Consider the following 16,707-nt stretch of genomic DNA (forward strand, 5'->3'; position numbering starts at 1 on the left):
ATAATGAAAGATAGACAAACAGAATCAACTTTCTCATCAATTTTTTTATTATTAAATTTGTTGGAAAGGCGATGAATAATGTGCGCTCTTTAGAATCGTTATTGTTTGAACTTGAGCGATATGGAGAAGAACATGACAGTAAAACAGATAAGCGGGAGGAAAAATTAAGAAATATTTCGCGCGAAATGGGACAATTTTTATCACTTTTCATCAAAGGATGTCAAGCAAAAAAAGTTTTAGAAATTGGTACTTCAAATGGATATTCAACATTATGGTTAGCAAGTGCATGTGAGGAAACAGACGGAAAAGTTACGACAGTTGAACTTTCTTCAGAACGAGTTGCGGAGGCGCTTGTAAACTTTGAAAAAGCAATTCTCATGCACAGAATCGATATTCATAATCAAGAGGCAGGAGCATTTTTAGATGCGCAAGTTGACGATTCATTTGATTTTATATTTCTAGATTCAGAGCGTACTCAATATATGTGGTGGTGGGAACATATAAAGCGCATATTACAGCCAAAAGGGTTTCTCGTTATTGATAATGCCACTTCACATGCAAATGAACTAACTACATTTATGCACATGATAGAAGAGGATGATGCATTTGAAACGGCGTTGCTAACTTTTCAAAAAGGAGCGTTTGTAGCAAGAAAAAAATGAAGCCATAGAATTGAATAAGATAAAGTTGGAAACTAAAAATATAAATTATTTCCAATCGGATTATGACATGAAAAAAGCTTATGTGTCAAATGATGCAGTGTGATATGAGACCATGTTTCGTTAAAGATATAAAGTGATTCAATTTCGGGATATTGAAAAGGAATAGTGTCAAAGATGGAGATATATAGATGCTGTGTTGTTTCAGTTACCGAAAGCACAAATAAAGTGAAACTTTAATCAAATCAGTGGAGGACTCTTCATCCCTCACTGATTATGAGCCCTCACCAATCGGGCTGTTACTGCCCTAAAATGGTGGGATAAAATAAAGGGCATTTTTTACATTATGATGAGCAGTGAAATATAAAGAAGAATACGCCTTCAGCACGTAACTTTCTAGGTCTTAAGTCTGAGGAAAATAAAGTAGAAAAAAGGTATACTTACAGTAAGAAATAGAAATGACTGCATAAGCAGGGTCTTGTAAAAATAAATGGAAAATTCGTGTATAAATATAGTGCAAATCATTTTGCACATATAAATAAAAGGAGCGATTTTGTTGACAGAATTAGAGAAAAAAGAATCTGTATCGATGGTAAAAGATCATATAGAAGTTGTGGATACAGTTATTAAAGAAGAAGAACTTGTTGAACTGAATAAAGAAGCTGATCTTTATGTACAGAAATTAAATAGTGAACACAATACGGATCTTTCAAAAGTTTTATCGCAACTTGGAGATCTAGGTGATAAAGAACAACAAGCAGCAGGACAGACATTATCCGCGCTAAAACGTCCTGTGACTGCGATGATGAATGGAAAAAACGAGGAAATTCCAAATACACTTTTAGAATTACGTAAAGTAGTCTCAGAACTTGATCCGAATTCATTAAAAGCATCGGGCATGAAGAAATTGATGTTTAAAGTATTTAAGAAAAATCCGCTTGAAACATACGTTTATAAATATCAATCCATAGATAAACAAATTGAGGAAATTATTCGCTCATTATTAATTGGCCGAGATAATCTACAAGAAGATACAGTTGGCTTAGAAATGTTAAAGGAGCAGTCTTATGATAAGATTCATGCACTTGATAAACAAGTGTATTTAGGAAAAAAATTGGCGAGCATGCTGGAAGCGGAAAAACAAAATCCAGAGCGTCAAAAAGATATTCCATTAATCAATGATGCATTAGAAAAAATTCTTGTGCGAACAAGAAACATGCAGCAAGCGAAAAGTGTGTTATTACAATCGATTGCCTCTGTAGATATTATTAAGAAAAATAATGAAAAATTAACAGAAGCAATTCGGAACGCCATTACAATGACGCAAAACGTAGTAACGGTTTCAGCAGCGATTCAACTCGCTTTAACAAATCAGCGTAAGACGATTGATGCAGTGAACGCGACAAATGAAGCGATAGAATCGATGGTATTAAGTAACTCACAAGCTTTAAAACAAAATACAGAAGAAACGACGCAGTTGCTTGAAAATCCAGCAATCAGTATGGAGAAATTGCGCGAATCATTCCAAAATGTATTTGCGGCAATTGAAGCATCTGAGAAATCTTCAGAACGCATTATTGAATCAAGCAAAAAGTTTGTGATAGAGCTGGATACATTTAATGAGGAAATGAAACAAAAGCTCATGCAGCGTCCTAAAAAATAAAGATGTATTAGAGGAGGTGAAAAGATGGGTTTCATAAAAATGGTTTTACTACTCATTGGAACGTTACTACTCATTGGTTTTACAATCGTTGTTCTTCTTGTGTATTTTGGACGGAAACGATATTTATCATGGGCAAAGCCGTATAAGCGAGCGCATGAATCCATTGAGAAGCTTTCCAATAAATCGACACCGTTTTTGCAAGAATTTACGCAGCATCCACTCTTTTATCGCTGGATTCGTACGGAAGGGAAAAAGGAACAGAAAGCTTTTAATACGCTTTTTTGTGTAGCAAATCAACGGACAAGAGAACAAGTTTTCTCGATGCTACCAAAAGATAGACAAAAAAAAGTGCATAGTATGGCAAAATCAACGAAAAAGATTACGAACGAGGACATGGACATAGCTGTCATGAAGGTAAAAGAGTTCCTCAGACAAGAAGCGCAGCAATCCATAAAACCAACAGATTTGTCGTTTTATCAATTGTATTTTTATGATCGTTATCCAGATGCGTTAAAGACAATTCAAGCCTATAAACGATCTATTACCCCTTCATTACAAAGAACGGTTGATGAAATAACAATTTCAGTTTTACAGGCACTTCCTTACTATCAAGAACAACGCATGTTTGAGCAACAACATAAACTGGAAACTTTCTTAATGAAAGACTTAATTGATATGCTGTCGCTAGTGGCTCAGCTGCCACCATCACAACGTCTAGAAAAAGAAGAAGAGCTGAAAATGTATTTGCAAAACTTCCAAAAAGAAATGGAAGCAGTAGAGCGTGATATTCGCGATTCCATCGACTATGATTTAAATGTGAAGATGAGAGCGGCGACGGAGAAATTTAAAAATAAGTAAAAAACAAGGTGTAAAATAAAATCCTCCGCCAATGAAGCGGGGGATTTTATTTTGATTATTTCGCTTTCACAGTCGTTTTACTAGAAGGAACACTTTCATTATGCAAGCGATCCAATGCAGTTACAGCATACGTATACGTTTCTCCTTGTATAGCTGTTTTATCAACATAAATTTCTCCAAGTCTTGTTTTTCGTACAGTTGTAATTAAGTTTTTCGGGTTTTGAGTATCAACGTCATTTTTCCCGTTTACGCGGTAAATCGCATAGTAGGCAGAGTCATTGTCTCTGTCATTGATGATCCCTAAAGCAATTCCTTCATCTCTAGCGATTGCTCCTTTTAAAGTAGGTTGTTTTGGTGGATCGTTATCAAGCCAAGGCATAGGTGGAATTAAGGCTGGATGTTTATATATATCATGTTGTAGTCGATCTTTCATCCCTAATGGATTGTTATTAATATCTTTTAAACTAAAGTGCATACTGCCTTTTATATCTGCATATTGACGGTTTAGTGCAATTTGTTTTGGATATTCTTCTGGGTCAGACCAAGCTGGAACGGAATTATTATTTATTTTATAGGCAGCTTGTCCAATATATAGGTGAATCGGTCTATTTTTAATTTCTTTTACCCACCAATCAAGAAGGATATCATAAGCAGCAGGAGCAAAACCGATATTCCAATAAATTTGCGGTGTAATATAATCAATATATCCTTTTTGAATCCATTCTCTTGTATCCGCGTATAAATCATCATAGTTTCTTTGACCAGCAGTTGTATGAGAACCTGTTGGATCATCAGCAATATTTCTCCATACACCAAATGGACTAATTCCGAATTTAACATATGCCTTTTCAGATTTAATCGCTATATTTAATTTTTTAACCAATTCATTTACATTATGGCGGCGCCAGTCTTCAATATTCGAAAATTTCCCGTTATTATAAGTTTCATATGTGTTTTGATCAGGAAATTCCTCACCAGCTACTTTGTAAGGATAAAAATAATCATCCATATGGAGGCTATCAATATCGTAATTTTGAACAATTTCTAACGCGCCTTCTGTAATAAAGTTTTGTACGTCAGGAATGCCAGGATTATAGTATAGTTTGCCGCCATAAGATACAACCCAATCAGGATGTTGTCTTGCAGGGTGATTTTCCGCTAAGCGATTTAAGTCCGTATGATTCATTGTTATGCGATAAGGATTAATCCAAGCGTGAAATTCAAGGTTTCGTTTGTGGGATTCTTCAATCATAAATGCAAGTGGGTCATAGCCAGGGTCTTTCCCTTGTGTCCCAGTAAGATATTCAGACCAAGGTCCATATTTTGAAGGATAAAAAGCGTCTGTGGTTGGTTTGATTTGCACAACAACTGCATTCATGCCAGCACCTTTCACATCATCTAGTAGTTTCATAAACTCTTGTTTTTGTTTTTCGATAGACAAGCCAGTTTGAGAGGGCCAATCAATGTTAAGGACAGATGCGATCCATGCAGCGCGTAATTCATGTTTTGGAGAGTAGGTGGATGCTTCAGTGCGTGTGGTATTGAAGAATAGGAAAGGAATCAATAAAAAAGCGCTACAACAACTTATGAATCTTTTTTTAGAAATCATTGTATGCCTCCTTATATATTCTATTATTGAAACTACTGTATCATGTGAATGTAAGATTCACAATTGAGAAAACAGAATATTTAATCTTATTTTTTCGTAAAAAATATTTTTACTGAAACTTCATTTCATAAGCACTAATTTGTCTTCATACTTCATATGATTTGTAATAACGTAAAACTTCTTTTCGTTGGTGGTTTTGCAGTCCTTATAAAAGGATCAAGATTACTTAAAGTGTATAGGAGGATTATGAAATGAAAGTTCTATTTGTATGTTCCGGAGGGATGTCTAGCTCTATTGTTGTAAACGCTTTAAAAAAAGAAGCTGAGAAACAGGGAAGCAGTATGGTGGTACACGCAATTGGTACGAGTGAAATAGAAGAAGAAGTAAAGAATGGTTGGGATGTTGTTATGGTTGCTCCGCAAGTAAGGCATAGATATGATTCGATTAAAAAAGTGGCACATGCAGCATCTATTCCGTGCGGCATTATTCCGCCGCAAGCTTATACACCACTTGGTGGACCGGCGTTATTAAAGGCTGTAAATGAATTGGTTGGTTAGGGGGAGTATGATGAATAAATTCATCTCATTTCTTGAGAATAACTTGTCAAGTCCGATGGCAAGGCTTTCTGAGCAAAGGCATTTACAAGCCATTCGAGATGGCGTCATTTCAGCATTACCATTTATCATTGTAGGAAGTTTTTTTCTCATCGTGGCCTTTCCACCGCTTCCAAAGGATAGTTTTATTTCGGTATGGGCAGCTAAACATCAGACGAGTATTTTAATACCGTATCGCTTAACGATGTTTATTATGTCGCTTTATATTGCTTTTGGTATTGGCTATAATTTAGCGAAAAGTTATAAGTTAGATTCTTTATCCGGAGCGCAGCTTGCAGTTTGTTCATTACTTCTAACTTTAACACCGGAGTTAATCGATCAGAAAGGTTTTATGCTCCCGATGACAAACCTTGGAGGGCACGGATTATTTGTAACAATGATCGTTTCCATTTTATCAGTTGAGATTTTAAGATTTTGTAAGTCAAAAGATGTAATGATTAAGATGCCAGAGCAAGTCCCACCATCTGTCTCTCGTTCGTTTGAAGCACTTATACCCGCTGCTTTTGTCATTATTATTATAAGTATTATTACCGTTGTTTTTCGTATCGACTTACACCATGTAGTGGACCAGTTAGCTGCACCACTCGTAAAAGCTGGTGATAGTTATTTCGGTGTTATTTTGCCTGTATTTTTAATTACATTTTTCTGGTCGTTTGGTATACACGGTGTGTCTGTTGTCGGAACAGTGGCTCGTCCTTTATGGGAAGTATATCTCGGGAAAAACTCGGCAGCAGTTGCTGATGGTGCAAGCAGCATACCTTTTATCGCACCAGAGCCGTTATATCAATGGTTTATTTGGATTGGTGGTTCGGGAGAGACGCTCGGGCTTGTATTAGCGATGATTATATTTGGTAAATCAAAATATTCCAAGGCATTATCAAGATCTTGTATTGTACCAGGTATTTTTAATATTAATGAACCGGTTATATTTGGACTTCCAATTGTATTAAACCCCGTATTAATTATTCCTTTTATTATTACGCCATTAATAACAGCGACGGTTGCTTATACTGCAACGGCAATCGGACTTGTTACACCAACTTATATTATGCCTCCGTGGACATTGCCAGCTCCAATTGGTGCCTATTTAGCAACAGGTGGAGATTGGAGGGCAATCGTGCTCGTCTTTATTAATATTGCAATTTCGTTCTTTATTTATCTACCATTCTTTAAAATGTATGATAAAAATATGCTTGAAGTAGAAAATAATGATAATGAAAATGCGGTAAAGGTGTAACGAAGAAGTGGGGTCATTTCGATGATCTCACTTTTTTAAGCATAAACAAAGGAGAAGGTGGAACGGATGAATATGAAATTTAGCTATAAGGGATTTCTATTCGTTGTCGTTTGTTCAAATCTATTGTTTTAAAAATGCTATATGTATCACAAATGCATAGCTTTTGGATTGGACAAGTATGTCAGCGCGTATTATCCGGACAGTTGTTGGGACATATTCATCAAAATGGTAGCGATTGCACAGATTTACTATGTTTTTGATAGGTTGTACGTTGCTTACGTATATCACAATTTTTAGTAAAGTACAGAGGAGATGTCATGTATATTGTTGACTGCATGCAAGGTGCAGCTTTAGAGGGGATAGATGTTGTTTTATCTCATATGGAAGGATAGGTGAGAATGTGAAATATATAATTGGTGTAGACGGTGGTGGAACGAAGACAGAAGCAATAGCATTTGATAAAAATGGGAAAGAAATTGCCAGAGGAATGAGTCGCTTTGGCAATGTTTTATTGGATTATGAGCGAGCTATATCGCATATTTGTGAAGTAATCGATCAATGTTTTCAAAGGTTATGTAAAACAGAATGTGCTTGTATAGGGATAGGATTAGCAGGTGTAAACAGTATCGATATTCATACATTAAAGGAACGTTTTATAACAAAATATCAAACGGAAATTGAAATCTATAATGATGCGATCATTGCGCATGCTGCTTTATTAGAAGGGAACGATGGTATTTTAACGATAGCAGGCACAGGTGCTGTTTGCCTAGGGAAGAAAGGGGAAAGATATGAGTATAGCGGTGGATGGGGACATATTTTAGGAGATGAAGGAAGCGGGTATTGGATTGCTTTACAAGCTTTAAAAAGAATGACACGTGCATATGATAAAGGAATCTCCTTTTGTAAACTGGGTAAAGTGATTCAAGAAAAATGTCATATTGTTACACCAGAAGATATAAAACAGCTTATATATTCAAAACCGAAAGATCACGTAGCTTCTATCGCTCCAATCGTGGTAGAGGCAGCTAAGCAAGGAAATACGGATGCGTTTCAGATTATAATAAGAGCAGGCGAAGAATTAGCTAACATTACGAATTATATGTATAAGAGAATGCTGTTTGAAGAGCCAATTTCGATTGCAGTCAAAGGCGGAATTTTAAATTCCGTACCAGAAATATATGCTCAGTTTAAAACAAATTGTGAAAAGAACATACAAGAGAAAATACATTTCATTCAAAATGATGTTTCCTCTGCAAAAGGGGTGTATATGTTAATGGCCGAAAAAGAAGATATATGGTAGGGAAGACCGTTATGATAATCCCCTTATGAATGTGCATGTCTAAAAAAGATTCCATTTGCAATTTTCCTTTTTGCCGAATTTCTGCATCTCTATGAACCATAATATATTTGTATGCCAAAGCAATTACGATTGCATCATCTAAAAGACTGATGCTGATAATAGCAGCTAAATCAGGAATGAAATGGAGTGACCATATGTAATAGGATCACATCCCATGAATATAACTATTTTTCCTTCAGTAGTAGATTTTGTTTCTTTAAAGTGCAATATAAAATAATACTTTCATACACAGCAGATTTCTCTAACTTTGTAGAACCTGTTTTTAACTTTCTCCATCGCTTTTGTTGCTTCATGTAAACGCTCCTTATATATGTATATAAAAAATATGTTTTTTTAAAGGATGGCTAAACAACGAGAAAAATAACCATTAGGATTATTTTTTTATTTCGATTTCGTAAAGGCGAAGCAGAAAGAAGATAAAGTTTTTTTCATATTTAGAGAAACAAATGGTACAATGGAAACTTAATGTGAAAAATAAGGAAAAGAAGTGATCGATTTGAAAAAATTTTTAGAACTTGGAATGAGTGAAACATTTCAACATACATTACGAGAAAATGGAATTGCTGAAGCAACACCCATTCAGGAAAAGGCAATTCCTGTTATTATGGATGGGAAAGATGTAATTGGACAAGCAAAAACAGGGACAGGAAAAACGCTTGCATTCGTTTTACCGATTTTAGAGAATATTGATCCAAATGCAAGTGATATACAAGCTTTAATCGTAGCGCCAACGAGAGAACTAGCATTACAAATTACAACTGAAATTAAAAAAATGCTGGTCCATAAACAGGATATTCATGTTTTGGCGATATATGGTGGACAAGATGTGGAACAGCAAATGAAAAAATTAAAAGGAAATACGCATATTGTTGTAGCAACACCGGGGCGTTTGTTAGATCATTTACGCCGCGAGACAATTGTGTTATCAAACGTTTCTATGGTGGTATTAGATGAAGCGGATCAAATGCTGCATTTTGGTTTCTTATATGATATTGAACATATTTTAGAAGAAACACCTGAGAATAAACAAACGATGTTATTCTCAGCAACGATGCCAAAAGATATTAAAAAACTTGCGAAGCGATATATGAAAGAGCCACAGGTGATTCAAATCCAAAGTGCAGAAGTCACTGTAGAAAATATAAAGCAGCGTGTAATTGAAACGACAGATCGCGCAAAACAAGACGCACTTCGTTATGTCATGGAGCGTGACCAGCCATTTCTAGCTGTTATTTTTTGCCGGACAAAGCGCCGCGTAACGAAATTATTTACTGCTTTAAAAGGGTACGGTTACAATTGTGATGAATTGCATGGAGATTTATCGCAGGCGAAACGTGAAAGAGTAATGAAAAACTTCCGCGAAGCAAAAATTCAATATTTAATTGCAACAGATGTTGCGGCTCGTGGATTAGATGTAGAAGGCGTAACGCACGTATTTAACTATGATATTCCAGAAGATGTAGAGAGCTATATACACCGAATTGGTCGAACAGGTCGTGCTGGAGGAACCGGTCTTGCGATTACATTTGTCGCTCCGAAAGATAAGATGTATTTAAAAGAAATCGAAAAGTATATCGGTAGTACTTTACAAAGACAAGAAATTGAACAACCTGCTAAGCAAACAAATAATACAAATGACAAAAAGAAACAGATCAAAAAGCCACAGAAAGCAGGACAATATCGTTTAAAAGGTAAACAAGACGGGATGAAAAAAACAAATCAAAGTTCTTCTTATAAAGTAAAGCAAAAGAAGAGAGGAACAAAGCAAGGACAAAAAAGACGCAGTCGTTAAATATGAGGGTGTCCCTAAAATTATGGGACGCCTTTTTTGTACTGTATATACTTGTGCGATAATGTAATGAACCTATATATGGTATTTCGTTTGATAGAAAGTACTCTTTTGGGACAACCTCTCCATGTATCGTCATAAGATGTGGATATTAAATCAAAAAAGTTGATTCAGCTATGAAAAAGAAAATTGTGGTATAATTTACATATAGGGGGAAATTAGATGACAGACCATAAAGAAGAACTGATGAATCAGGCACTGGCATTGTTTTATTTTGCATATAAAACATTTACTGAAAAACCAGATGAAATTATAAAAGAGTATGGCATTCAGCGTGTGCATCATCGAATTTTATTTTTTATTGCTCGTTTTCCTGAGCTTAGTATAAATGAATTGTTGTCTTTGCTTGAAATTAGTAAACAAGCTCTTCATGGACCGCTTCGTCAACTTCTTGAGAAGGGACTGATTGAAAGCAATGAAGCTGAACATGATCGCCGTGTAAAACAACTTGTTCTAACGCAAGCAGGAGCAGAGTTAGAGAAAAAACTAAGCGATGTGCAAAGAGAACAAATGGGACATATTTTCACAACGTTTGGTGAGAAATGTGAAGAAAATTGGCACCAAGTTATGAATGAACTAGCCAAGAATCGCCTTGGTTTTCATACATGGTCATCCAAACGTAAAGAGCCAGTAAATGAAAAATAAATGAGATCATTGATCTGTGTATTTTGGCAACTATGTGTGAATCATAGAGTACATGAATACAAATAAACATTACCAAATCCTTTAGACGTGTACGTATTTACAAAATTTAAATCGCAATTTCCGAAAGGGGAATGAATATGATAAAACTTGTACTTATTCGACACGGACAAAGTTTATGGAATTTAGAAAATCGGTTTACAGGATGGACAGATGTAGATTTATCCGAAAATGGATTACATGAAGCGCGAACAGCTGGTGCGATATTAAAAAAGAATGGCTATACATTTGATGTTGCATACACATCGGTATTAAAAAGGGCTATTCGGACATTATGGATCATTCTTCATGAGATGGACCTTGCTTGGGTTCCTGTACATAAATCATGGAAATTAAATGAAAGACATTACGGAGCATTACAAGGATTAAATAAGGATGAAACAGCTAAAAAATATGGAGAGGAGCAGGTTCATATTTGGAGACGAAGTACAAATGTAAGACCGCCAGCTCTTGCCGAAGATGATCCAAGATATGAAGTCACTGATCCAAGATATAAGCGATTAAAAAAAGGTGAGTTTCCACTGACAGAGTGCTTAGAGGATACGGAAAAAAGAGTACTAGAATTTTGGCATAAAGAAATTGCACCTATGCTATGCTCAAATCAAAAAGTCATTATATCATCGCACGGTAATACGATTCGCTCTCTCGTGAAGTATTTAGACCATCTTTCCGATGATGGAGTGGTTTCATTAAATATTCCTACTGGTATTCCGCTTGTTTATGAATTAGATGAGCATTTACATCCAATCCGTCACTACTATTTAAATATGGATGGTGAAGTACAAGAAGGTGTTATTCCAAAACACATTTCTTTTTAAAAATATTTTGAAAAAGTTGAAATACAGGCTTGTCTACATATAAAATGTAGATTCATTCTCTAAAAGACGTGGCTTCCTTCTTAGTATATGCGCGAGCAATTGTTTTAGAAGGTTGTCCATGTCTTTTGTCATAATCAAGACAAAAGAAGCATGTAATGATATCGTGTGAAGTTTTTGAATGGAGGGGGATGTGATTGACTGTCACTAGCGTTCGAATTGGCTTGTTTTTTCTTGTAATCTTTTTTTTATTTCTTATTTTCTTTTATTGGAGAAATGAAGAACGATACGAGGAAAGAAAACAACTTATTCGAAAGACGTGGTATGGTTTATTTATTACATCAGTCACAATGTATTTCATGATGAAAGGAATTGATTTAACCCTCTGGAAACATATTTTAATGGTTGTTGCGATGGTTGTATTTGTTGATATTGCATTTATTTTAACGCCAAATATTTCGGAAATCTGGGGCGCAAAGTTTAGTGATATTGGTAAGACAGTTCAATCGATTAAACGATCGCTTATTGCTTCAAAAGCAAGAGGAGAAATATATACAACACTTATTCAAAATGTAAATCCAGCTGCATTTGGTACGATGGAATGGGAAACAGATGCTGAGTATGCACGCAGTTTAAATGCTTTTCTTGATACGTATGCTGAAAAAATAGGTGCGAAAATTGTAGTATTTGTCACAGAAGAGGAATTAAATACAAACTTCCGAGGTGTTCGATCTCAATTTAGTATTACAGTATCACCCGAATCTATTGAACAACTGAATGAGCAAAAAGCAGTTCAAATTGAAAATGTTGGAATTATACCAGCGAAAATAATAAAAGACGTTTATATTATTATGGATGGACAAAAAAATAATTTGCAAGATCGTGACTTTGAAAATGTATATAATTTAACAATACATCATAGTTACTTTTGTAAGTAAGGGCAGAGATGATTTTCTGCCCTTTTCTCCTATACATATTTTTAACGAACATTCGATAAAATTGGACAAACATTGAATAAAATGAACGAAACATTCCTACACTATCACATAGAGGTGATTATAGTGTTAAAAGAATATAGCAATGATTTCTTTAAAGACGAAGCTGAGGATACAACAGATTTTTCTTTAATAAAAGGAGATACAATGCAGCAAGTGGAAGAATTAGAAGAAGAATTGAAAAGAAGAGGATAACGGTGCATTCCAATTCTATTTAAGATATAATAAAGGTAGATAGAGATGATGTCTTTTATTAAAGGGGGCAGGAGAAATGAAAGACACAAAACAAAACAATCTTTCATTTTTTAAGGAACAGAAAGAAGCACCAAACATTGATTTCTCTCTTGTAAAAGGTGCATTAACAGAAAATATCAATCGGTTAGAAAAACTGATGTATCGTGAACCATCAAAATATATCCATGGAAAAAAACTGAAAGAAAACGTATAAGGACAATTTCTTTCAGTTTTTTATTTTAATGCGCTCATTTAGAAAAAGTTACTAGAAAATAAAGTGAAACTTTAATCAGTGGGGGGCTTCATCCCCGCTGATTATGAGCCCTCACCAATCAAGCTGTTACTGCCCTAAAATAGCGGGATAAAAATATTTTATCCATTCCATCTTCCCATTATAACAGTATGATAAAACTGACCGTCAGAAAGGAGTTTGTCATTTCGAAGAATTCCCTCTGTTTGAAAGCCGAATGTTTTATAAAGATGGATTGCTTTTTTATTTGTTTCAAGAACAGTTAATATGATCTTTTTGATGTTATTTGCATCCGCCCAATCGATGGATTCTTTTAATAAGTTTTTCCCAATACGATAGCCCCAATAGTCTTTTAAAACACAGACGCCAAATTCGACTTTATGAGAAAGTCGTTTTAAGTTACTTCCTTCGCACCTTGAAAATCCCACAATTTTATTTTGGACGATAGCAACTAAGAATAGATTTTTGGAACTTTCCGTATCTGTTTTAATTAACTTTTCAAATCCTTGTGTATCTATAAATGCTTCGCCTTGTTCTCTGTCAAGATTTTCTGTTTCACCGTCAATTTGTAATCTTACTTTTGATAATTCTTCAGCATCTGCATGTATGGCAGAGCGAATCCTATATGTTTGTCCTTTTACGTGAAATTCGCGTACATTGATTTTCATTTTGTCCTCCTTATCATGTGGTATGTTAGTAAAAATAGATTTAAAAGATTGTATTGGCATGAGAAGATAAATTTTGTACTTGTTTCAAGTATGTAGTCATGTTTTGATCGTCACGAGTAGGATATGTAAAGGATAGGACATCTGCAACATTTGTTGCTAATATTCTAAATAATTCGCAAGCAACAAAGATAGAATGCCAAAAGTTTTCATAACGATAATCTGAATATGTTTCCTCATACATTTTCCAATAAGACTTTGGAAGGTATTCTTTAAAGTATTTCCCCATTTTCCCTGTAGAAATTTGAAAATCATATTTCATACCAATCCACCATGAAACCATTTCGTCTAGTCTAGCCCTTATAACACATTCGAACATTTGTTTCGCGTATGGTAATTCATCGCGCCAAATGCCCTTTGCAACGTTTTGTAAACACCACCAAAAATCATTGCAACAACTTATATACATAAGTTCTGTTGCTTTTTTGACGTGATAATCAACATCTGTCGGAGTAGGGATAGTTGGTAGAATGTTGTCTTTATCTAGTAATGGGACTGTCAGCTTATCTTTTCCATAGTCTTTAAGCATGGCAGATTTTGTTTCAATGTGAAGATCTATACGATTTCCATCTGTAAAGAGCATTAAATATCCATAGGAATTTTTGAAGTCGATTGTTGGGTTCTTTAATTGATCATTTTTATCTGGCTCTTGCATCATAAGTAACTCGCCAAACATTGTAATCCATCTTTGATCCTCTATAAAAGAGGCTGTATCTGTCACGACATAAACGATATCATAATCTTGAAAAATATCTTTTGGAATATTGGAGTTTGTTCTAGAACCATTCATATAAACTGCTCGAATTCGTTCATCTCGCTGAGCGAATCCTATAATTAAATCGAACATTTCCTTTTCACTTCTCATTACACTCCACCTCATTTTTACTGTTCTAAAAGAAAGACTTTCTATTTTTAAATTATAGCAATATTTTGTAAAATAAGTCGTCATATTATAAAATATTGATAACTAAATAGTGTCAAAAAGAATGAAAAAGGAAGCGGAAGAACGAAACGTGATATAATGGTAAGGAAAATACTTCTATTTATAGATTTAGGAGAGGAGCTTATACATGTATTCTACTTTAGAACAATTAACGAAGCATCCTGTATTTTATCATTTTGCAGAAATTTCAAAGATTCCAAGAGGGTCTGGAAATGAAAAAGAAATTAGTGATTACTTAGTGAAATTTGCACAAGATCGTAATTTAGAGGTTGTGCAAGATGAAGCGTTAAATGTCATTATAAAAAAACCAGCAACTCCTGGATATGAAAATGTGCCGACTATTATTATACAAGGGCATATGGACATGGTATGTGAAAAGAATGAAGCAACTGTTCATGATTTTGAAAAAGATCCGATTGAGCTTAGAATTGTTGGTGATATGCTATATGCAAAGGAAACGACTTTAGGTGCAGATAATGGCATTGCCGTTGCATATGCATTAGCATTATTAGATTCAACAGATATTGCTCATCCTGCCCTTGAAGTTGTTATTACAACAGAGGAAGAAACAACAATGGGCGGTGCTTTTGCTGTTGATCCAAAACATTTTGATGGAAAGATATTTATTAATATTGATTCTGAAGAGGATCACAAACTATTAGTAAGCAGTGCTGGCGGAGCAAAAGCGGTTGAAACAATCTCTATTATTTGGGATGAAGCACCAGCAGAATTAGAGACATATCGTCTATATGTAGGAGGGCTAAAAGGTGGCCATTCTGGTATGGAAATTGATAAGCAACGTGGGAATGCGAATAAAGTATTAGGACGAGTTCTTTATGATTTATCGAATGAAGTGTCATTTTATATAAGTGATATTCGCGGTGGATTAAAAACAAATGCCATTCCGCGTGAAAGTGCGGCAACAATTTTATTCGCTAAAAGCGATATAGAAACAGTAGAAGGGAAAGTAGAAGAGTGGACGCGTATTCTACAAGAAGAGCTACGCGCTGTAGACCCAGATGTACATGTTTCCCTAACAAAAGTGGAAGAAAAAGCAAATCAAGTATTTGCAAAGGAAACGCAAAAACAACTTATTTCTTCTTTATTCTTAATCCCAAATGGTATTCAAAGCATGAGTATGGATATTAAAGGACTTGTTGAAAGCTCGACAAACCTAGGAGTGATTGAAACATTACAGAATGAAATTAAATTAAAAAATGAAGTGAGAAGTTCTGTAGGGACTTTAAAACAGCATATTACAAATGAGATTAAGCACATTGCAGAGTTAGTTGGTGCACAATTCGAGAAAGAATCTGAATATCCAGAATGGCCATACAATCCAAACTCTCCAATTCGCAATCTGTTTGAAAAAGTGCATAAAGAAAAATATAACGAAGATGTTGAAATTTATGCAGTGCATGCTGGTATTGAGTGCAGTGTATTTGTGCAAAAAATGCCAGAACTAGATGCGATTTCATTTGGCCCTGATATTTTTAATGTTCATACACCAGACGAACATATTAGCATTTCATCTGTTATAAATAACTGGGGTTACTTTATTGACGTGCTAAGAGAAACAAAAGAGCTAGTGAAATAAAGTGAAACTTTCATCAGTGGGGTTTCATCCCCGATTCATTATGAGACATCACCAATCGAGTTACTCTAAAATAGCGGGATAAAAAATAAATGATAAGATGGTTCCGGTACAATGCCGGAGCCACTTTTTGAATGTTCGAAATTTGGAGTTCGTTTGCTATTTCGTAATGCCATACGTTATGATGACATTTTCATTCATGGAGGGGAAAAATGACTATACTATGCAAACAATTCATGCATGTAATTGATGATAAAAGGTACATGCAAGATATTATATCCCTCTGGAACGATAATTGTTTACAAACAGCAGAGTGCAAATTGGGGGAAAATGGAATAATAAAGGCTGAAGGCTAAAGGATAAAGTGTAAAAAACATACAAGATCAAACTTAATATAATTATATTGCAATCCAAAAATTTTGACGAAAATCTGTACGCTTTTGTAGTACAAGTATCCATTACAATTTTGTTAAATTTATGATACGCTACATAAACTAACAAATTTTGAGGGTTTTTTTTGATATAGTATAAATAATTTAAAAAAATCAGTTTTATTTAAGGGGATATGGCTTAGTTGATATTAAAAATGGTTTAGAG

The 16,707-nt window shown here is 34.8% G+C and carries 16 protein-coding genes and 1 pseudogene; 13 read left to right on the forward strand and 4 right to left on the reverse strand.

The genetic code is table 11. The features are described 5' to 3' along the window. Positions 1–71 precede the first annotated feature (71 nt). From BCER98_RS09235 to BCER98_RS09245, 3 genes are all read left to right on the forward strand, one after another. On the forward strand, positions 72–662 hold the full coding sequence (locus tag BCER98_RS09235; RefSeq protein WP_012094272.1) for an O-methyltransferase: 591 nt from the start codon (positions 72–74) through the stop codon (positions 660–662). 553 nt (positions 663–1,215) lie between these two features. Next, positions 1,216–2,322, forward strand: coding sequence for a toxic anion resistance protein (locus BCER98_RS09240; RefSeq protein WP_041809726.1), 1,107 nt, complete (start codon positions 1,216–1,218; stop codon positions 2,320–2,322). Positions 2,323–2,346: 24 nt separating this feature from the next. Further along, positions 2,347–3,180, forward strand: a complete 834-nt coding sequence (locus BCER98_RS09245) for a DUF3974 domain-containing protein (protein ID WP_012094274.1) — start codon at positions 2,347–2,349, stop codon at positions 3,178–3,180. Positions 3,181–3,235: 55 nt separating this feature from the next. Here the strand turns inward: BCER98_RS09245 and BCER98_RS09250 are convergent, their stop codons facing one another. Beyond that, the gene (locus BCER98_RS09250; protein WP_012094275.1) at positions 3,236–4,789 is read right to left on the reverse strand and encodes a glycoside hydrolase family 10 protein; all 1,554 of its coding nucleotides are present in this window, start codon (positions 4,787–4,789) and stop codon (positions 3,236–3,238) included. 251 nt (positions 4,790–5,040) lie between these two features. Between BCER98_RS09250 and BCER98_RS09255 the strand changes: the two genes are divergently transcribed. The 3 genes from BCER98_RS09255 (at position 5,041) to BCER98_RS09265 (ending at position 7,943) form a co-directional block, all read left to right on the forward strand. Then, positions 5,041–5,346, forward strand: a complete 306-nt coding sequence (locus BCER98_RS09255) for a PTS sugar transporter subunit IIB (RefSeq protein WP_012094276.1) — start codon at positions 5,041–5,043, stop codon at positions 5,344–5,346. A gap of 10 nt (positions 5,347–5,356) precedes the next feature. Beyond that, the gene (locus tag BCER98_RS09260) at positions 5,357–6,640 is read left to right on the forward strand and encodes a PTS sugar transporter subunit IIC (protein WP_012094277.1); all 1,284 of its coding nucleotides are present in this window, start codon (positions 5,357–5,359) and stop codon (positions 6,638–6,640) included. A gap of 400 nt (positions 6,641–7,040) precedes the next feature. Beyond that, positions 7,041–7,943 carry a BadF/BadG/BcrA/BcrD ATPase family protein gene (locus BCER98_RS09265; protein ID WP_012094278.1) on the forward strand — a complete coding sequence of 301 codons (903 nt, stop codon included), beginning with the start codon at positions 7,041–7,043 and terminating at the stop codon, positions 7,941–7,943. Positions 7,944–7,989: 46 nt separating this feature from the next. On the opposite strand, the pseudogene BCER98_RS09270 reads toward BCER98_RS09265, so the two are convergent. After that, positions 7,990–8,296 (reverse strand): annotated as a pseudogene (locus tag BCER98_RS09270) (YkvA family protein); the annotation flags it as partial. A gap of 194 nt (positions 8,297–8,490) precedes the next feature. Here BCER98_RS09270 and BCER98_RS09275 point away from each other — a divergent pair. The 6 genes from BCER98_RS09275 to spoIISB all read left to right on the forward strand — a co-directional run bounded on the left by BCER98_RS09275 (position 8,491) and on the right by spoIISB (position 12,812). After that, positions 8,491–9,795 (forward strand): DEAD/DEAH box helicase, encoded by a 1,305-nt coding sequence (locus tag BCER98_RS09275; RefSeq protein ID WP_012094279.1) that lies wholly within the window; start codon positions 8,491–8,493, stop codon positions 9,793–9,795. 219 nt (positions 9,796–10,014) lie between these two features. Further along, positions 10,015–10,497 (forward strand): MarR family winged helix-turn-helix transcriptional regulator, encoded by a 483-nt coding sequence (locus BCER98_RS09280; protein ID WP_012094281.1) that lies wholly within the window; start codon positions 10,015–10,017, stop codon positions 10,495–10,497. Between the two features lie 137 nt (positions 10,498–10,634). After that, positions 10,635–11,372: a 2,3-diphosphoglycerate-dependent phosphoglycerate mutase gene (gene gpmA, locus BCER98_RS09285; protein ID WP_012094282.1), complete on the forward strand. Its 738-nt coding sequence runs from the start codon at positions 10,635–10,637 to the stop codon at positions 11,370–11,372. A gap of 194 nt (positions 11,373–11,566) precedes the next feature. Then, the gene (locus tag BCER98_RS09290; RefSeq protein WP_012094283.1) at positions 11,567–12,307 is read left to right on the forward strand and encodes a type II toxin-antitoxin system SpoIISA family toxin; all 741 of its coding nucleotides are present in this window, start codon (positions 11,567–11,569) and stop codon (positions 12,305–12,307) included. 123 nt (positions 12,308–12,430) lie between these two features. Beyond that, positions 12,431–12,559, forward strand: a complete 129-nt coding sequence (locus tag BCER98_RS09295) for a hypothetical protein (protein ID WP_012094285.1) — start codon at positions 12,431–12,433, stop codon at positions 12,557–12,559. Between the two features lie 76 nt (positions 12,560–12,635). Further along, positions 12,636–12,812 (forward strand): stage II sporulation protein SB, encoded by a 177-nt coding sequence (spoIISB, locus tag BCER98_RS09300; protein ID WP_012094286.1) that lies wholly within the window; start codon positions 12,636–12,638, stop codon positions 12,810–12,812. Positions 12,813–12,970: 158 nt separating this feature from the next. Here the strand turns inward: spoIISB and BCER98_RS09305 are convergent, their stop codons facing one another. Beyond that, positions 12,971–13,516: a GNAT family N-acetyltransferase gene (locus tag BCER98_RS09305; RefSeq protein ID WP_012094287.1), complete on the reverse strand. Its 546-nt coding sequence runs from the start codon at positions 13,514–13,516 to the stop codon at positions 12,971–12,973. 40 nt (positions 13,517–13,556) lie between these two features. Further along, complete coding sequence (locus BCER98_RS09310; protein ID WP_012094288.1) at positions 13,557–14,438, reverse strand: aminoglycoside 6-adenylyltransferase; 882 nt, start codon at positions 14,436–14,438, stop codon at positions 13,557–13,559. Positions 14,439–14,643: 205 nt separating this feature from the next. On the opposite strand from BCER98_RS09310, the gene BCER98_RS09315 reads away from it, so the two are divergent. Further along, positions 14,644–16,113, forward strand: a complete 1,470-nt coding sequence (locus BCER98_RS09315; protein ID WP_012094289.1) for an aminoacyl-histidine dipeptidase — start codon at positions 14,644–14,646, stop codon at positions 16,111–16,113. Positions 16,114–16,707 lie beyond the last annotated feature (594 nt).

The organism is Bacillus cytotoxicus NVH 391-98 (assembly GCF_000017425.1).
In the GTDB taxonomy this organism is placed as follows: Bacteria; Bacillota; Bacilli; order Bacillales; family Bacillaceae_G; genus Bacillus_A; species Bacillus_A cytotoxicus.

Coding starts and splice junctions, on each gene's coding strand:
- BCER98_RS09315 (WP_012094289.1), top strand. CDS start 14,644: ATGTATTCTACTTTAGAACAATTAACGAAGCATCCTGTATTTTATCAT.
- gpmA (WP_012094282.1), top strand. CDS start 10,635: ATGATAAAACTTGTACTTATTCGACACGGACAAAGTTTATGGAATTTA.
- BCER98_RS09255 (WP_012094276.1), top strand. CDS start 5,041: ATGAAAGTTCTATTTGTATGTTCCGGAGGGATGTCTAGCTCTATTGTT.
- BCER98_RS09250 (WP_012094275.1), bottom strand. CDS start 4,789: ATGATTTCTAAAAAAAGATTCATAAGTTGTTGTAGCGCTTTTTTATTG.
- BCER98_RS09310 (WP_012094288.1), bottom strand. CDS start 14,438: ATGAGAAGTGAAAAGGAAATGTTCGATTTAATTATAGGATTCGCTCAG.
- BCER98_RS09280 (WP_012094281.1), top strand. CDS start 10,015: ATGACAGACCATAAAGAAGAACTGATGAATCAGGCACTGGCATTGTTT.
- BCER98_RS09245 (WP_012094274.1), top strand. CDS start 2,347: ATGGGTTTCATAAAAATGGTTTTACTACTCATTGGAACGTTACTACTC.
- BCER98_RS09235 (WP_012094272.1), top strand. CDS start 72: ATGAATAATGTGCGCTCTTTAGAATCGTTATTGTTTGAACTTGAGCGA.
- spoIISB (WP_012094286.1), top strand. CDS start 12,636: ATGAAAGACACAAAACAAAACAATCTTTCATTTTTTAAGGAACAGAAA.
- BCER98_RS09260 (WP_012094277.1), top strand. CDS start 5,357: ATGAATAAATTCATCTCATTTCTTGAGAATAACTTGTCAAGTCCGATG.
- BCER98_RS09305 (WP_012094287.1), bottom strand. CDS start 13,516: ATGAAAATCAATGTACGCGAATTTCACGTAAAAGGACAAACATATAGG.